12 protein-coding genes are annotated in these 17,759 nt (G+C 46.6%); 2 read left to right on the top strand and 10 right to left on the bottom strand.

The annotated features are described in order from the left end of the window. Positions 1–118: 118 nt before the first annotated feature. The 7 genes from Q1V85_RS18505 to Q1V85_RS18475 form a co-directional block, all read right to left on the bottom strand. Positions 119–1,837, bottom strand: coding sequence for a calcineurin-like phosphoesterase family protein (locus tag Q1V85_RS18505; RefSeq protein ID WP_300602047.1), 1,719 nt, complete (start codon positions 1,835–1,837; stop codon positions 119–121). Positions 1,838–1,858: 21 nt separating this feature from the next. Continuing rightward, positions 1,859–2,770: a glycerophosphodiester phosphodiesterase family protein gene (locus Q1V85_RS18500; RefSeq protein WP_300602046.1), complete on the bottom strand. Its 912-nt coding sequence runs from the start codon at positions 2,768–2,770 to the stop codon at positions 1,859–1,861. A 1-nt stretch (position 2,771) separates the two neighbouring features. Beyond that, positions 2,772–3,464, bottom strand: a complete 693-nt coding sequence (locus tag Q1V85_RS18495; RefSeq protein WP_300602045.1) for a GDSL-type esterase/lipase family protein — start codon at positions 3,462–3,464, stop codon at positions 2,772–2,774. A 47-nt stretch (positions 3,465–3,511) separates the two neighbouring features. Beyond that, positions 3,512–5,158 carry a DUF5689 domain-containing protein gene (locus Q1V85_RS18490; RefSeq protein ID WP_300602044.1) on the bottom strand — a complete coding sequence of 549 codons (1,647 nt, stop codon included), beginning with the start codon at positions 5,156–5,158 and terminating at the stop codon, positions 3,512–3,514. Between the two features lie 27 nt (positions 5,159–5,185). Next, positions 5,186–6,757, bottom strand: a complete 1,572-nt coding sequence (locus Q1V85_RS18485) for a SusD/RagB family nutrient-binding outer membrane lipoprotein (protein WP_300602043.1) — start codon at positions 6,755–6,757, stop codon at positions 5,186–5,188. Between the two features lie 11 nt (positions 6,758–6,768). Continuing rightward, positions 6,769–10,047 carry a SusC/RagA family TonB-linked outer membrane protein gene (locus Q1V85_RS18480; RefSeq protein ID WP_300602042.1) on the bottom strand — a complete coding sequence of 1,093 codons (3,279 nt, stop codon included), beginning with the start codon at positions 10,045–10,047 and terminating at the stop codon, positions 6,769–6,771. A gap of 459 nt (positions 10,048–10,506) precedes the next feature. Beyond that, a complete protein-coding gene (locus Q1V85_RS18475; RefSeq protein WP_300602041.1) occupies positions 10,507–12,072 on the bottom strand; it encodes a glycerol-3-phosphate dehydrogenase/oxidase in 1,566 nt (521 codons plus the stop codon). Between the two features lie 181 nt (positions 12,073–12,253). Between Q1V85_RS18475 and Q1V85_RS18470 the strand changes: the two genes are divergently transcribed. After that, a complete protein-coding gene (locus tag Q1V85_RS18470; RefSeq protein ID WP_300602040.1) occupies positions 12,254–13,024 on the top strand; it encodes a DeoR/GlpR family DNA-binding transcription regulator in 771 nt (256 codons plus the stop codon). Positions 13,025–13,183: 159 nt separating this feature from the next. On the opposite strand, the gene Q1V85_RS18465 is transcribed toward Q1V85_RS18470, so the two are convergent. Further along, the gene (locus tag Q1V85_RS18465; RefSeq protein WP_300602039.1) at positions 13,184–15,472 is read right to left on the bottom strand and encodes a GH92 family glycosyl hydrolase; all 2,289 of its coding nucleotides are present in this window, start codon (positions 15,470–15,472) and stop codon (positions 13,184–13,186) included. Between the two features lie 161 nt (positions 15,473–15,633). Here Q1V85_RS18465 and Q1V85_RS18460 point away from each other — a divergent pair, with 161 nt between their 5' ends. Then, positions 15,634–17,172 carry a GH3 auxin-responsive promoter family protein gene (locus Q1V85_RS18460; protein WP_300602038.1) on the top strand — a complete coding sequence of 513 codons (1,539 nt, stop codon included), beginning with the start codon at positions 15,634–15,636 and terminating at the stop codon, positions 17,170–17,172. A gap of 3 nt (positions 17,173–17,175) precedes the next feature. On the opposite strand, the gene Q1V85_RS25225 is transcribed toward Q1V85_RS18460, so the two are convergent. Together Q1V85_RS25225 and Q1V85_RS18455 are read right to left on the bottom strand one after the other, a co-directional pair. Beyond that, the gene (locus tag Q1V85_RS25225; protein ID WP_366914014.1) at positions 17,176–17,475 is read right to left on the bottom strand and encodes a type II toxin-antitoxin system RelE/ParE family toxin; all 300 of its coding nucleotides are present in this window, start codon (positions 17,473–17,475) and stop codon (positions 17,176–17,178) included. After that, the gene (locus Q1V85_RS18455) at positions 17,475–17,705 is read right to left on the bottom strand and encodes a hypothetical protein (RefSeq protein WP_300602037.1); all 231 of its coding nucleotides are present in this window, start codon (positions 17,703–17,705) and stop codon (positions 17,475–17,477) included. The genes Q1V85_RS25225 and Q1V85_RS18455 overlap by 1 nt, the downstream gene beginning before the upstream one ends. Between the last annotated feature and the right edge of the window lie 54 nt (positions 17,706–17,759).

Below are 17,759 nucleotides of genomic sequence, written 5' to 3'. Positions count from 1 at the left end.
TAAACAGCCTGCTCACTCTATATCCTTGTTCTAAAATTCATGTGGTTAAAAATACGTTTTAAATATTCATCTCTGTAATTTAGGTTTAACGTTCCAATACTTCAAAAAAACGGCGCTGTTATTTCATCGATACCGTCAGCGCTTTAGGCCGGGTCATGGTTTCCGAATACACATTGCCAAAACGGTCTGTAACCTTTATTAACACCGTTGATGTGGGACTTAGAGCCGTTGCCTTAAACAGGTGCGCCGATGTGGTGGTACAAAAATCACTTGTGGGCGTTGCTCCGGCATTTAACCGCAGCGCCTCATAGGAAATAATATGCAGCGGGTCTTTTACCTTTACCCGTGTAACGGCCAATGGCGTTGTTCCGTTCTCAAAAAGTTCTACTTTCCAGCGCTTATCATAGCCCCATACATTTACCAGGATTTCGTTCTTAGAGTTTTTTGTGGCATAGGTATCTGCATAACCCGCCAGAAGGGCATCGGTCGTATTGGGTGCATAATTTGCCGCCGTAATATGGACCTGGTTTAAATCATATGCCCGGAACTGGTACTGCTCATCGTAACCGATGGCTTTGTACCGCCAGTCATAATCCGTGTTATTGAATTTCCAGATGGCATATCCGCCCGGGGCACCGTCTTTACAGATCTGGTTGCCTGCATAACCGTTCTTCCCGGTCCACCACCAGGTGGCACAAACGGCGCCGGAATTGTGCTCCATCAAGGCCGGCGAATTTTCGTACGCATAGCAGATATGCGTATGCCCTGTTAACACATGTACATTGGTAAACCCGGAAAAGCAGTTGATAAAATCCCCTGCATTGGTTAAATTCAGCGATGCCGTTTCCGAAGCCGATGGGTTGTTGTTTAATTGAATGTGCATGGCCAGGATAACCGGGGTAGATTTATCGGTAATGGTGGCCAGGTCTTTTTTTAGCCAGGCGATCTGGTCTGCAACGATGGTTTCGTTATAAGACCGGTCTCCCAGTGTTCCCTGGGCACCGCCATTATTTACATATTCAATATTATCCAGTACAATATAATGCACCTTCCCAAGATTGAACGAGTAATACGTGGGTCCCAGTGAAGCTCTGAAGCCGGCTTCAGCGGCCCAATCGGCGGCCACATAAGGGTCGTTATCATGGTTGCCCATGGTATGAAAAACCGGTATGTTGATATTTTTCATTACAGACAGGTATTCTGCAAATCCATACTTGTTGGTGTACCAATAGGCGTCCCAGGTCATATCGCCCAGTGTAAGTCCGTATACTTTGTATCCCTGCTGCTGGTACCGGGCAATGGTGGCCTTTGCATCCGGCAAAAAGCCATTCTGAAACTGGGCCACATCATCATTCCTGTTGGCAAGGTGCATATCGCCCAGGGCTAATACCACATGCCGGTCGTTATTGGTTTTTGTTAAGCTAAAATGCATCGTTTCGACTACGGATGCCGCAGCCTTAAAGGCCTGGTAAAAGACCGGCAGTATGGTATTTCCGGTGCTTACTTCATAACCTCCCGGAACGGATATAAAAACAAAATTTTTTGTTTTGGCCGAAGGCAGGTAATAAATACCGTCGGCATTGGTAGTGGTAACGGCTACTCCATCAGAAACAACCACGCCTGATACACCAATACCGGCACAGGTAACCCGGCCCTTGACCGTCATACCTGCCATATCGGGCAGGGAATTGCTTTCACTACCGGGATCTGTACCCCCCTCGGAAGCATTGGTTTTGCTGCACCCAGTGGCTACAAATCCCGCACCAGCCAGCGTAGCAGCATGGATAAACTGTCGCCTCGAAAAGATTCCGGCAGCTTTAATCGTTTTGTTTTTCATGTTCAATGCGCTTTTCAAAAATCATTTCAACTGGTAAAATAAATCCGGATAATCGGTAATAAGCCCGTCTGCACCCATATCCGCCAGCTTTTTAATGGTTTCAATATCATCTACCGTCCAGGGAACGATCTTTATATTCCGTTGGTGGCATTCCTTCACCAGCTCGGGTGTTACAATGGAATAATGCGGACTGTAATACTCCGGCGTGTAGCCCAGGCTTTTCAATTGCTCCTCCAGGCTACGCTTTTCCTTATCACCGATCAAAAAGGAGGTTTGTACCTGTGGATATTTTTCATGCATGATCTTTAGGGCCCGTTCATCAAAACACTGGATGATCATGCGTTTGCCAATATTAAAGGGCAGTATGGTTTTCATGGCCAGGTCGGTAAACTCGGCTACCGGCGGGCAATAAATACCCTCGCCTTTGGGGTTGGATTTGATTTCAATATTATACTGTATGGTTACACCCTTCTTTTTTGCATAGGCTTCGGTTGTTGCCAGCAGCTCTTTCAGTAATGGTTTCACTGCTGCCACTTTTTTCTGCCGGGGTGCTGCTGCGTAAAACTTTTTACCTACATCATATTTTTTAATGGAATCATAGGTCATGGAATAGAGGATCCGTTTTTTTGATGCCTCCGGGGTTAGTGTGTCTCCCTCCGGAGTGGTGGTAAATCCGTAGTTAAACGTGGCATCATGCGATACTACGATCTGGCCGTCCTTTGTTACCTGCATATCCATTTCCAGCGTGGTAACGCCCATATCGATGGCATTTAACATTGCAGGAATGGTATTTTCCGGCATCAGGCCCTTACCGCCGCGGTGGGCTTCCATATCAAAATTCCGGTACTTTTTGGGCAGGCTGATCTTTTTTTGCGCATTGGATGCCGCCGCCGCTGCCAGTAATAATGTGGTGCCTAATAGTTTTAATGTCATCTTAAAAGTATTTTCCGTCTTTTAAAATTGTTGCCCATAACCGGTACCCGTTTATATTCAAATGCAGCCCGTCGTAGGTGAGGGTTTTATCCAGTTTGCCGTCCTTTAAAAAATGGGGATACAGGTCAATGATGGTAATGCCTTCTTCTTTTCCCAGTTTTTTCAACCCTTCATTTACGGCTGTAATATGTTCATCTTTTCCGTAATGATTTTTCTTTGGGGGCACATCACTATTCACCGGCAGCACTGTTTGAAAGTAAATTTTGGTAGCCGGGCTTTCCTGTTTGATCTGCCGGATCATGCGTTTATAGTTATCCAGGATCACGGCATCCGGAACATTCCGGGAAATATCATTGGTACCGATCAGGATAAACACTTTCTGCGGCTTACCTTCCGTTACTTCGCGCAGGCGCTCCAGCACGCCGAATGTAATATCGCCACTGATACCGCGGTTACGGGCCAGGGGGTTTTGCAACAGCTCCGTCCAGTCGACACCTGCTGTAATGCTGTTGCCCAGGAAAACAATGTCTTTTGAGGAATTTGGAAAGGCCTTGAACTGATCCACCTTTAAGGCATAGCTGCCGGGGCGATAGGTACTGTCCCAGGTAGCCGACTGGGCGATACTGGTAACAGCGCTAAAGATGCAGGCAACGACGAGGCCCGCCGGAACCCTTCTTTTAAATTTTAGTTTCATTTGCTTTAAGTTAAAACATATTAAACGCTTAGTAAACCCGGCAGTTACTATTCCACAATTTTTGTAATAAGCGAATCATTGGGGCCGCCCCGACCAGGTTCTATATCGGCAATAGTGGCCGCCACATGATCATCTTCTGTTTTTTGAAACAGCTCGATCACCGTCTGCTTCCGGGCGGTGGTCCACCGGCCCAGGGTAATATTATATACGCCACCCATCATACTGTATAAACCGGCATCAGCTTTAGCAGGATCGGGGTGCGCTGCATTTATCGGGTAAGGCATATTGGTGGTATTACCGGAAGATCGATAATATAAATAAGGGACGATTGTTGGTTTATAGGTATCGGGATCAATACCTACCGAGTACATGGAATACCAGTCGTTATTACAAATGCGGTAACCCTGTATGGGGTTTTTGGAGGGATCATAGATACCCGTGTTTCCGCCCGAAGCAATAAATAAAACATCTTCAGGCACCGAAGTTTCTGTAACCGTAGTTCCTTTAAATAAGGCCACCCCGCAGGCATTTCCGCTGTTGGCAAAAGGGCCGCTGTTCGAAAAAGCACTTACGCGTACCAGTCCGCCATCTCCTGCATTAGTAGCATTGGTGGCAGCGTTATACGTTTTCCCATACCAATTGGTTTCATCGGGGAAAGAAACAGTGCCTAAGTTGCCATTGATCTTCCTGTTTTGGAAACCAAAATAAAAGAACTTTCCTTTTGATGCAGTACCGGATGTAATATTCCATTTAATCGTGCGCTTCTCTCCTGTAGCCCATCCGGCAATCAGCGTCGTTGGGGTAGATGTTCCGGCATTGTTGCAAAATACTATACTGTAGGGAGTAACTGAAAAATCAATATCCCGGGTGGCAATCATTTGCACGTATTCATTACCGCCATCGCCGCCCTTGGGATCGCTCTGAATTCCTGTTATAATGAGATCCTGCGCCGAAGATCCCATATTGATCATATCATCGCCCTCCCTCGTTCTTAGCTGTACCGATCCGTCAGCCGTTTTAAAAGGGATGCCCACATACGCTCCCAAGCCGTAAGGTGCATCATTTGCATAAGATACACCCGGTTCGGTATAAAGTATCAGGTCTCCAAAACCATCGTTGATCGTTTTAGCGCCGCTGATCACATCTCCTGGCTTGGGTGCGGGATTAAAGCCGGATTTATTAATGATGCAAAGCGAACTCTCATAGTCATCAGGGTTTGCCAGCAACTGGCCTATATTGATGGCATTGATATTTACAATGCCTTTACCCCTGGGGGTAATCATAGCGCCCGTTATACCAGTAAGGGTTAAGATGCCATTTTTACGCGTGAGGGTACTGCCGATAATATCGATCATTACCGAATCTCCGGGATGATAGCCCGCTGCTGCAGCGCCCAGATCTATAGAAATGCCCCTTAAAGTATTAAGGCGGCGGTTGTCCTGTACTACCAGCAGCCCCCCGGGGATATTGCCTTCTGTATGATCTGATATAACGACGGCCTCCAGCCTGGTGCCCCCATAAAGCATTTCCTTAGTAAGCGTTACATCCTGATCCTTATAAAGGGGACGTATATCTAAAATAGAGACCACATCATGGGGTACACCGCCCGGATAGTTCTCGTATGTATTTTTAGTACAACTGCTGATTGCAGCTGCTACGCTTAGTACCAAAAAAAGATTGAATATATACTTCATCTGTAATTTTTTTAATGTGATTTCTTTTTATGGCTTCTGCCACCATACATTGGTATTGATCTGATCGACCCCCTGTGCAGCCACCGCAGTCTTATAGTTGGTTGGGTTGGCCGATTGCACATACACAGGGTATACCAGCCGGGCAGGCATTACTTTACCATTTTGAAGGCCGTTCAGGTCTTCTAAATGCAGGTTCGGATAACCGGTGCGCCGGTACTCAAACCATTGCTGCAGGTCTGTCAAAAAGAGGGCGTAATATTTTTGCCCATGGATCAGTTCCATTTTTCTTGCAGTTGAAAGCGTGTCATTCCAGATCACACTACTATTGGAAAGATTCTCAAGATGCAGTTTAAAGTCGGCAGCCGCGGTATCCTCCGGAAAATTGGGCACCCAGTAGTTAATAGCCGATGCGATGCCCTGGTAAAAATGCCCTTTAGGATTGGCGCCGATCCATCCCTTTAAGGCTGCTTCCGCCAGTATGAACTGCACTTCGGCATATTGCATAATGATGCCCGTATTGGGGTTCTGCTGCAGGGACCATACCCCGCCGGTGCTTTTATCGTCATAGCTTTGAAAGTAACACCCTTTCGGGTCCGCCTTGCCCGGCTCGTAGCCGCTTCTTACCCCGCGCCAGCCGCCGCCACTGGCCTGCGCAATACCCAGGCGGCCAATGGAACCGGATCCATAGGGTTTAGCAGAAGTAAACCTTGGATCCGACCAGGCATTGAGACTGTCGAGAAAATAACTGCAGATGGCCGGCGTTCTGAAATCCTGCACCCGCACATTGTACACATAAGGCGATGTATAGGGGTCCGTACTGCTGACACCGCCGCTCCAAAGCACCCTTGCACAATCGGCGTTGGAGGTCATAATGGGGTATTTGCCGGAGTTTTGAGCAATTTCTTTAATCTTATCCTGGCACTTTTGAGCCACTTCGGCTTTTTTGGATACCCGGAGCAATAGCCGCAGGTAAAGGGAGTTCCCCAGTTTTCGCCATTTTGAAACATCCCCATTATAAACCGGGTCACTTGTTGCAACGATCGCCTGATTCTGGGCCAGCAGATCATTGGCCTCCTCCAGTTTTTTAAACAGGCCTTCGTATACATCTTTTTGCCGGTCAAAAACGGGCTGCATATTTCCCTGCCTACCCTGAAGGGCTTCACTGTAAGGAATATCTCCATAGGTATCGGTCAGGTTCGCAAACAGCCATGACTCGCAAATTCTCGCGATGCCCTGGTAGGAGGTATTGAGGCTATCCCCGCGGCTCGACAAGCTGTCGATATCCCGGAAATTGGTCAGCTGTACATACCAGGCATTCCATAAGTAATCGGACTGGCTGGCCCTGAAGGCATACCGGAATACCGTATTTTCTCCATCGCTCTGGCTCACTGTAACCTGCATCAGTTCGTTGGTAAAGCTCCTGTTCCGGCTCATTCCCGGCCAGATGGAGTTTTGTAATGCCGGCGCCAACAGTTTGTCTGACGTGGTATGAAGAATATTAATGGGGTCAATATTCAGTTTTTCAAACCCTTTTTTACATGAGTATATGGTTGATAAGGTCAACAAAATGACACATGTGGTAATTAGTTGTTTTTTCATTTCGATATCAATTAAAGTCCGATAGATAAATTAAAACCAATAGTACGGCTAGAAGGGAACTGCCCTACTTCAAACCCGGTAACAATATCCGATCCGCTAAGGGTACCAAATTCCGGATCAAAGATGGGCCAGGGCGACCAGATGAACAGATCGCGGCCATAAATACCGATCTGGGCAGAGCTCAATCCTATTTTTTTCAATAGTCTTGGTTTAAAGGCATAGTTTAAGGATGCTTCACGAAATTTGATAAAATCGGTACTGAAGGTGCTGCCCTCTGCATTCAGCGATCCCATACTATTTTGATAGTACTGGTCCACATCATATGCTACCACATCATTTTTCCGGTACCCGGTAACTTCTCCCTTTTCGTTCAGCACTTCCAGCACCCCATTGCCAACAATTCCGTTATACCGCCCCGGCAGCGTGGCTTTTAATTTGCCCTGCTCGATCATTTTGTAGTGTGTGAGAGAGTATCCCACCGCACCGGCCTGCGCATCAAACAATACTTTTAGGCTGAGTTGTTTATACCGGAATGTATTGCCGATACTCATCTTATATTTAGGTGTTGTATTGCCTAAATAAATAATGTTGCTGGTAATTTTCGGGAAACCGGTAGCCGGATCAAAGATCACCTGCCCGTCCGGGCTGCGCTGATAACCCAAACCATATAAATCGCCCATACTTCCGCCAATCGTAGCTACGATCTGGCCGCTGGCGATCTGGCCAGACCGGAGCAGTACCACGCTGTCTGGCATGGAGATGATCCTGTTTTTATTGGCTGCAAAGGTGGCAGACACATCCCAGTTAAACCCATTCCGGTTTACAATGGGTTTTCCGTTCAGCGACAATTCCACGCCACTATTGTTCACCCTTCCAGCATTAATAATGGCAAAATCGTACCCGGATGACCGGTCCAGGGTCCTTGTCAGGATCTGGTTCCTTGTATTGCCCCAGTAAACGGCCAGGTCAAACCCTAAACGGTTTTTGAATAACTGCACTTCGGTTCCCAATTCAAAAGTTGTGGTTTTCAGCGGCTTCAGGTTATCATTGGGCAGGGTTTTCGGGTTGGCCACTGCACTATCCGGAAACAATCCATTGGTACGCGAAAGCAGGTAGGTATATGCCGTTCGATATGGAGTTGTAGCACCACTTCCCACCTGAGCGATAGAAGCTCTTAATTTGGCATAACTGATAAAGGACGGCAATTGGGTATAATCAGACAGTACGAAACTGGTATTTACAGAGGGATAAAAGAAACCCACATTATCCGTCCGGTCTGCCGTGGCCAGCACACTGTTCCAGTCCTGCCTTCCGGTAAGTTCTAAAAAAAGATAGTTCTTATAACTAAAATTAACCACTCCATAAACGCTGTTGATCTGGTAGCGGCTGGTGTCCGGAATATACATCAATCCGTACAGGTTACTATCCAGGTTATACATGGCCGGATAGGGTGAGCCCCATAAAGAGTCCCGTTTCGGGAATTTTAACCCGTCTGCCCTTACATCGGTTTTATTGTATTCATTTCTCAACTGGCTTCCACCAAGGGATGCCCCGAATTTAATGTCTTTTGAAAGGTTCTTATGATAGCGTACCAAAAAGTCATAACTCAACTCCCGGGCATATACATCCTGCTTTCTTACCGAGCCCTGCGGTAGCCGGGAACCGGCATCATAAGGGCGATCCTGCTCGCGCTTATCCTTGGACCAGTCCAGGTTTCCACGCACCATTAAACTCAACTCCTTGGTAAGCTCATAATTCAGCTGCACATTTCCCGTTAGATTATGTCTTCTTGTCTTATTTATAAATTCGTTTACGATGGCAAACGGGTTTTCCGGATAAGAGGAATAGGGATAACGGATCCTGCGGTACATACTGTCGATGGGGTAGGCGCTACCCGGAGCACCCATCCAGTAATTGCGCAGCCAGTTAAAATCCGCATTGGGCTGCCAGAACATATACCAGTACATCAGCGATTGGTTTCCATAACCCGCAGCGGGCAGGTTGTCACTGGATCTGTAGCCATAGTTCACTTTGGTTAATAATTTCAGCTTTTTTGTAATATCCGTGGTAGTTGAAAGGCTGGCGGACTTACGATCAAAGCCTGTATTTGGAACGATCCATTTATTATTTTGAATGGCTCCCGAAACACGAAAAGCTGTAGTTCCGAGCTTGCCGTTCACACTTAAATTGTTCGTGAGATTTTTTCCAACATCCCAGAAATCATCAATGTTCTTATACGCAATCCAGGGCGTTGCAACGGTGGATCTTGTCTGCGTAACTGGGTCATACTGATAAAACAGCTGTCCGTCTAATTTAGGTCCATACGCCGAACTGGATGAACTGTTTGCAGATTTGCCAAAGTCATAATCAAGCTGCCCGTCCAGGCCAAGTCCGTATTCATACTGCCGGTCAATGGTCCTGTTTATAGATTCCATTGATCCGTTTGAAGTAAACCGGACACTTAATTGCCCTTTCTTTTTTGCAGATGCCGACTTTGTGGTAATAATAATGGCACCATTGGCTCCCCGTTGTCCGTATAATGCCGCAGCAGCGGGACCTTTCAATACCGAAACACTTTCAATGTCCTGCGGATTTAAGTCATTCAAAGAACTGCCGTAATCTGCGGGGAGGTTATCGGCACCGGTTGCATATACATTATCCGATCCATTGGCAGAGCGCTTGCCGCTGCTATTATTGATCACAACACCATCTACCACGATCAGGGCTTCATTATCGCCGGTAAGATTATTTTCCCCGCGAAGAATAATCTTATTGGATCCTGCCGGACCGGAGCCGGAGCGTATTAAATTTAAACCGGCCACTTTTCCGGAAAGTGCGTCTGTCCAGTTAGAGGACACCGCATCTGTAAGCTGTGTACTATCAATTTTTGTCAACGCATATCCCAACGCTCTTTCCTGTCGCTTAATGCCCAAAGCCGTAACAACCACCTCTTCTTCCTGTTTGCCTACTTCCTCCAGTTGCACATTAAGGACCGTTTGCTGTTCTACTTTACGCTGCTGCTCTTTATACCCTACTGCAGAAAAGACCAGTACTTCATTATTGGTTGCCGTAATGGAATACTGCCCCTGGGTATTGGTCGTAGTGCCCCTGGATGTGCCCCGGATCAATACGGTAGCATTGACAATAGGCTCCGAAGTTTCCCTTGATGTAATGATGCCTTTTACCGTTTTGCTTTGTGCAAATAAAAGCACCGGGGCCAGCAGCAGCGCAAGCACAAAATACAATGGCTTTAACCGGTGGACCTGATAAATGTTTGATTGAACAGTCATACCTGTATTGTTAAGTTTTTATTTTCCTTTCGGGATAAACCCGGGTTGTTGCCTGATAGACATTCCATACCTGTACCAGCGCCTGCTGATCATTGTATTCCCATGCCGGCTGCATGCGGTCTTACTCCGTGTGCAACAGGTACAGCAATCCCTGATATGTAAATAAACGCAGCGAATGGTCGGCAATACGAAACAGTTGTGTTGATAGACCCGCCGCCTGATGATACTGATGTCCAATCCCGGCCATCAGCAAATTTTCCCCACCCTGTTTTTTTTAACAGGGTTCTCCCGATTTTTATCTTATAGATTTGTGCTCTTAAAAAAACACAACGGGGGCCCAAATATAAAGCGCCAGTGGTATGCATTGGACGACTTACATCGTTGTTAACGAAAACATAATCTAGCATTGCGGTTAACGCATGATACAATCGATTCATATGGCATTCTTTTAATCATTCGTTATTGTAAGATATATTGCTGAGCAAGTCCGTTAAATCGTTTGGTTTCTTCCTTCTCCCACTGTTCGTCTTTGTGTAATGCCCCGGCCATGATGGCGGCAACATCCGCACTGATCCTTATGCTTTCCCGCGCATCCAGCAGCAGTGCCCGGGTGCGCCGTGCCAGCACATCTTCAACCGTACGGGCCATCTCATGCGATACAGCCCACTCTACCTGTGCCTTATTGATCCGGAGCCGCTCGCTGATCCAGTGGCCATTGCTTTTTTCTTTAATAAAGGCTGCATCACTGCCATAAAAATAAAAGGGGTCATTCCAGTCTACTCCTTTAAAAAATCCATGGATCCGCAGGTGCGGCGTTTGTGAAGCTTTTTTCGGCCATCCCAGTCTACTTTCAACATTATCCAGCATGTCTTCCCCCATCTTGCGATAAGTGGTCCATTTTCCCCCGATGATCGTAAACAAACCATCCGGAGAGATCATGATCTTATGACTACGGGAAATTTCTTTTGTTTTTTGTGCGCCCTCTTTAGGTGCCGCCAATGGGCGTAGCCCGGCAAATACACTGAGCACATCTGCACGTGCCGGTTTTTTTACCAGGTATGCACCCGCCGTTTCCAGTATAAATTCTATCTCTTTTTCCAGCGGACGCGGTTCTACGGATGGTGCGCCTACAAGCGTGTCTGTAGTGCCTACCACAACCTCGTTATGCCAGGGCACTGCAAACAATACCCGCCCGTCGGCCGTTTTTGGAATCATCAGCGCATGGGATGATGAAAAGAATTCCCGGCTTAAAACAAGGTGAATGCCCTGGCTGGCCACCACACTTTTTGAGGCCACCGGGTTATCCATCCGGAGAATGTCATCTACAAATACACCGGTAGCATTAATCACCGCCTTTGCTTTTATATGATAGGTAGCTGACTGCTCCGTATCTTCCACGATCACCCCGGAGGGTTGTTGATTGCCATCTTTCTGCAACCCGGTAACCTTCATATAATTCAATGCCACCCCGCCCTGCTCGATAATGGTTTGCGCCAGGTTCAGCGCCAGCCGGGAGTCGTCAAACTGTCCGTCGTGATACAATACACCGCCCACTAATCCCTTGGCCTTTACATCGGGGATGGCGGCCAGCGTCTTTTTCCGGGAAATGAATACGGAAGCACCCAATGACAGTCGCCCGGCGATCCAGTCGTAAGCTTTTAACCCGATGGTGTATTTAACGCGGTCCCAGAAGGAATACACCGGAACAATAAAGGTTTGATTTTTTACCAGGTGCGGTGCATTTTTCTGCAGCAGCCCTCTTTCAATACTGGCTTCCCGAACCAGGGCAATATCTCCTTGTGCCAGATACCGTACGCCCCCGTGCACCAGTTTGGTGCTCCGGCTGGAAGTTCCTTTTGCAAAATCAAACTGTTCCAGCAATAATGTTTTATATCCACGGGTTACCGCTTCCAGCGCAATTCCAAGGCCAGAGGCTCCGCCACCGATCACCACCACATCCCAGTCAGCACCGGCTGCAGTTGCCTTTTTTAACAGCTGTTCCCTATCAATAATTCCGCTCTTCATTTTTATCCTCCGGTTGTCTTTTTTTTCGAAACCTCAAATTTAGAAAATAAAACAAAAGATTTCGAAAGCAATAATAACACTTAATATTTAAAAAAGAAAAAAATAATAATAGTTTAATAAGAAGTTGAAGCTTTCCTTTTATTTCTTTTACAAGTAAAAGAGAATCATTATTTTTGAGATTATGAGTAGCTTAGTTGAACGTCATCAACATATACTGGACACGCTCAAAAAAAAGGGTGTGGTACAGGTGTTGGACCTTTGCCAGGAGTTGGATGTTTCATCCGTAACAATCCGAAAGGATTTGCAGTTTCTCGAAGATAAAAACCAGCTTTTCCGCACACACGGAGGGGCAACCCTCAGCAACCCTTATATTGGAGACCGGCCCGTGGTTGAAAAAGTGAGAATGCAATCGACCGAGAAAGAAAAAATCGGCCAATATGCAGCGGGTTTGATTGAAGCAAACGATTGTATCCTGATCGCATCCGGAACCACGGTTTTTTATTTTGCAAAATATATTCAGCCGAAAGGAAATGTAACGGTCATTACAGCCGCATTAAATGTGGCCATGGAAATTGCCCATCACCCGGGCATTGAGGTGATTCAGCTGGGCGGTATCATGCGCAAAACCTCTTCGTCCGTTACCGGCATTTATGCGGAAAAAATACTGGAAGATTTTTCCTGTAGTAAGTTGTTCCTGGGGGTTGATGGGATCGATATGGAATTTGGATTAACCACCACTAATATGATGGAAGCGCAACTAAACCGTAAAATGATCGCCGCCTCGCGGAAGACCATCGTGCTGGCAGATTCCAGCAAATTCGGGAAGCGCGGGTTTGGAAAGATCTGTGGGTTGGAGGATATTGAACAGATCATCACCGACAGCAATATTTCCCCGCATATTGTAGATGAACTGCGGGCAGGAGGAATAGAAGTAACCGTATTGCCGGTTTAACGACCTCTACTGATTGCCGGCATAATTTTACAGCTGCGCACGCTTTTCTTTAGGAGGCTATCGCTTTCAGGTGACCGGGCGACATTGGTGTCAGATTAGCACTGGTCGCCTGAGTCCAAAGCCTCTCCTGAAGAGCCTAAGCTCAATATATTTTGCGGGCTATTTCGCCGGCCTGGCCGCCATAAAGAACTGCAATACCCCGCCTTTTAAAATATCGCTGTGCTTCAGTGACCGGCCACCGACCGGTTGTCCGTTTAACAGGACTTTGGACACATATACATTTTTGTCGCTTTGATTTTTTACATCAATGGTAAATGTATTTCCGTTCTCCAATGTAAGCACGGCTTTCTTTATAGCCGGGCTTCCCAACTGATAGTCTTCCGACCCGGGAGCAAAAGGATAAAATCCAAGGGTACTGAAAATATACCAGGCACTCATTTGCCCGCAGTCATCATTGCCCCCCAACCCATCAACCGCCGGTTGATATTGTTTCTTCAGGATCATGCGCACCCGTTCCTGTGTTTTCCAGGGCTGACCGGTAAAATTATACAGGTAGGCCACATGGTGCGAAGGTTCGTTGCCATGCACATAGTTGCCAATGATTCCATCACGGGTAATGTCCTCCGTTTCCTCAAAAAATTTATCCGGCAGGTGCATGGTAAACAGGGAATCCAGGTGTGGCAGGAATCGCTTTTCGCCCCCCATTGCTGCGATCATTCCCTTTGGGTCCTGGGGCACAAACAAACTAAAGTTCCAGGCGTTCCCTTCAATAAAGCCCTGCCCGTGTGTGGAAAGCACGTCAAAATCCTTGCGGAAGCTTCCATCGCTGAGCCGGGGACGCATGTACCCGGTGGACAGGTCAAATACATTTTTCCAGTTTTGCGACCGTTTGATAAAGGTTTCATATACATCCATCCGTCCCAGTTTCTTTGCTGCCTGGGCCAGGCTCCAGTCATCAAAGGCATACTCCATCGTGGTGGAAACCGAATTGGGTCGCACGTCATCGGGTACATATCCCTTTTGCAGGTACACATCCAGCCCGTCATAATAGCGCACATTTGCGGTTTGAATACAGGCATCCAGTGCCTTATTGGCGTCAAAGGCTGCTGTTCCTTTTACAATGGCATCGGCAATTACCGGCACACTGTGATAGCCGCTCATGCACCAGTTTTCATTGGCATAGTGGCTCCATACCGGCAGCATTTTATGTACGCTTTGCTCCTGGTGGGCCAGCATGCTGCGGATCATATCATTGTTCCGTTTGGGCTGCACCAGGTTAAAAAACGGATGCAGCGCCCGGTAAGTATCCCAAAGGGAGAACGTTGTGTAATTTGTAAATCCATCGGCTTTATGCACATTCTGATCGAGGCCCTTATACTCCTGGTTCCGATCCATGTATACGGTCGGACTTAAAAAAGCATGGTACATCGCCGTATAAAAATTTACCTGGTCTTCTTTATTTAAGGCTTCGATTTTGATCCGGCCCAGCTCTTCATTCCATTGATTTTGGCCTTTCTTTTTAATGGTTTCAAAATCCTGGCCCGAAGTTTCGACCAAAAGATTTTCAAGTGCATTTTTGGTGCTTACCGGGGAAAGCGCAAACCGGATCCCGATCTTTTCGCCCGCGCTGGTCCCGAAATCAAAATGCGCGCGGATCTGTTCACCGGCCATTTCGGGAAAATTCTTTGTCTGATCGAACCGCTTGTAAAATCCTTTATACGGATAGTTTTTAAAATTGGCAAACCCATAAGAGCGGAAGGGTTTTGAAAATACCATAGCAAAATATACGATACGGGTACGGGCCCAGCCATTGGTTTGTTTAAAGCCGGTGATCAGCGTATCGTTCTCCACCCGTATAAAGGTCCACACATTTTTATCGGCATAGTTATAGATCCCATGCATCAGATCCAGAATAACATGGGCATCTTCCGATTGTGGAAATGTATACTGATGCACGCCTGTACGGGTAGTTGTGGTAAGCTCTGCAAGGATATTATGATCCTCGAGCTTTACCTTATAATAATTGGGTTTGGCCGTTTCGGTGGCGTGATGAAAACGGCTGCGATAACCGGTTTCGGGATTTGCCGCCGTTCCGGGGTTCAACTGAAGCGGCCCTGTAGTAGGCATGATCAGGAAATCACCCAGGTCTGAATGACCGGTTCCGCTAAAATGCGTATGACTGAATCCTACAATGGTGGGATCGTCGTACTGGTAGCCCGCACAATATTTATACACGTCTGCATTATACTTCCCGTTTACATCATAGGGCAGCGTGTCGGTGTCTGGACTTAATTGTACCGCACCAAAAGGAACCGTGGCCCCGGGAAATGTATGTCCCATTTTTCGGGTTCCGATCAACGGATTTACATATTGAATCAGTTGGTCCTGGGCTGCTACTGTTTGCGCAAACAACAGGACCAGCGCATAAAAGCAAAATCGTTTTTTCATTCCGGTAAATTTAGGACATGTTCGCTTTATTTAGAAACAAAAGCACCGGAACGGCCATTATTTTACCCGGATGGGTCAAAAGCCCCGCCGGCAATTTGGGGAAAGTAAAAAGAAAAGCCTGGCTCTTTTTACTCAGTTTGTAAGTATATTGCAAACCGCAAATGCCTCTTTTAAGTCCGGCCATATCATCTCTTGCCCGCATGCGTCAATGGCGCATTGACGGCTGGCGCAGCCACCCCCTGGATGCCCAGCGGGAGGTATTGCAGAACCTGGTGACCTCTGCCCAATACACGGAGTTTGGCAGAAAGTATCATTTCAGCAGTCTTTATAATATCCGTGATTTTAAAAAAGCGATCCCTATTCATGAGTATAATGATCTGAAGCCTTATATAGAACGCTGCATGAACGGGGAACAGAACCTGCTCTGGAATTCGCCCATTATGTGGTTTGCAAAAAGCAGCGGTACCAGCGGCGATAAAAGCAAGTTTATTCCCATCAGCGAGGAAAGCCTGGAGGATTGTCATTATAAGGCCGCAAAAGATGTGCTGACCATGTATTACCAGTTTAAGCCGGACAGCACAATGCTTACCGGCAAAGGCCTCGTGCTTGGTGGAAGTCATAACATCAATGCGTTAAATGAAGAAGCGCAATTTGGGGACCTGAGCGCCGTGCTGCTGCAAAACAGCCCGTTCTGGGGGCATTGGCTCCGGACACCCGAACTCAGCATTGCGTTGATGGACGACTGGGAAACAAAACTTGAGAAAATAGCGGAGCAGGCCATTAACGAAAATGTGACTTCCGTAAGCGGGGTTCCTACCTGGACACTGGTTTTGTTTAAACGGATCCTTGAAATCACGGGCAAATCAACAATTGCAGATGTATGGCCGGGACTAGAATTGTATATGCACGGCGGTGTTTCTTTTACACCCTACCGCGAGCAGTTTAAAAAACTGATTGGAAAAGAGGTCCATTACCTCGAAACCTACAATGCCAGTGAAGGTTTTTTTGCCGCCCAGGAAGTTCCGGGAGAAGAGGGCATGCTGCTGTTTACCGATCATGGTATTTTTATGGAATTTATGCCGGTGAGCGAATATGGCAGTGCCCAGCCACAAACAATTGGTTTAAGGGATGTGGACCTGAATACCAATTATGCCCCCGTGATCAGCACCAATGGCGGGCTTTGGCGTTATTTGCTGGGCGATACCATCCGGTTTATATCAAAAGATCCTTTTAAGATCATTGTATCCGGAAGGGTACGGCATTTTATTAACGCCTTTGGAGAAGAGGTAATCATTGATAATACAGACAAAGCCATTCATATGGCCTGCAGGGAAACAGGCGCTATTGTAAATGATTATACCGCCGCACCGGTTTATTTTTCTGATGCCGGTAATGGCGGCCATGAATGGCTGATCGAATTTGAAAAGACGCCCGAAAACACAGTGCGTTTTGTGCAAAGCCTCGATGCCGCGCTCCAATCCATCAACAGCGATTATGAGGCCAAGCGTCATAAAGATATTGCCTTAAAAATGCCGGTAGTACATGCTTTACCCAAAGGATTTTTTATCGACTGGCTGCATCACCAGGGAAAACTGGGTGGTCAGCATAAAGTGCCGCGCTTAAGCAATGACCGCCGTACGCTTGAAGATATTCTTGCTTTTTACAGGAGTAGTCAAGAGCAGCAGCTTACATCTTCTTAAAATTCAATACTTTTTAGGTTCCATACTTGTGTGCCGTAACCGGATGATAAAAACCTCATTTTGTTTTATATAATAAACAATCCGGTATTTCAGAATTTCAAAATATCGAAAACTCCCATCATTATTTTTTTTAAACGGATCCTTACGATGGACAAGTGTGGCATCAGACAATTGATGCACTTTCTCTAATATTCTTGTCTTTACACTTTCTGCATGCTGATGCGAATCGTTGCGTATGTATTTTATAGCCGATTCAAATTGTCGGGCGGCGTTTTTGGTCCAGGTTATTTGCCTTTTTCCCATTACCAGTTTCGGGCTATTCTTACGATCTCTTCGTGGCTGTATGTTTCATTATTAAGAACCTCTTTCATTGCAGCCTCCAGTTCTTTATCATAGTCTTCCGGGCTCATCCGCTCACTTTTTTCTGGACGACTCTTCAGAAAAGTCTTTAGCATTTGTACTACAGACTTCTTTTCTGCATTATTCAGCTGTGTAAAATAGCTAAACATCTCCTGATCCAAAACATCTGCCATTGTAGAATTTTATTCTACAAATTTACTTTTTAATATAGAAAAAGAACCTAAATA

This window comes from Niabella sp., from assembly GCF_030150205.1.
Classification (GTDB): Bacteria; Bacteroidota; Bacteroidia; order Chitinophagales; family Chitinophagaceae; genus Niabella.
Note: the sequence above shows the minus strand (reverse complement) of the source record. Positions and strands in the feature narration are given on the sequence as shown.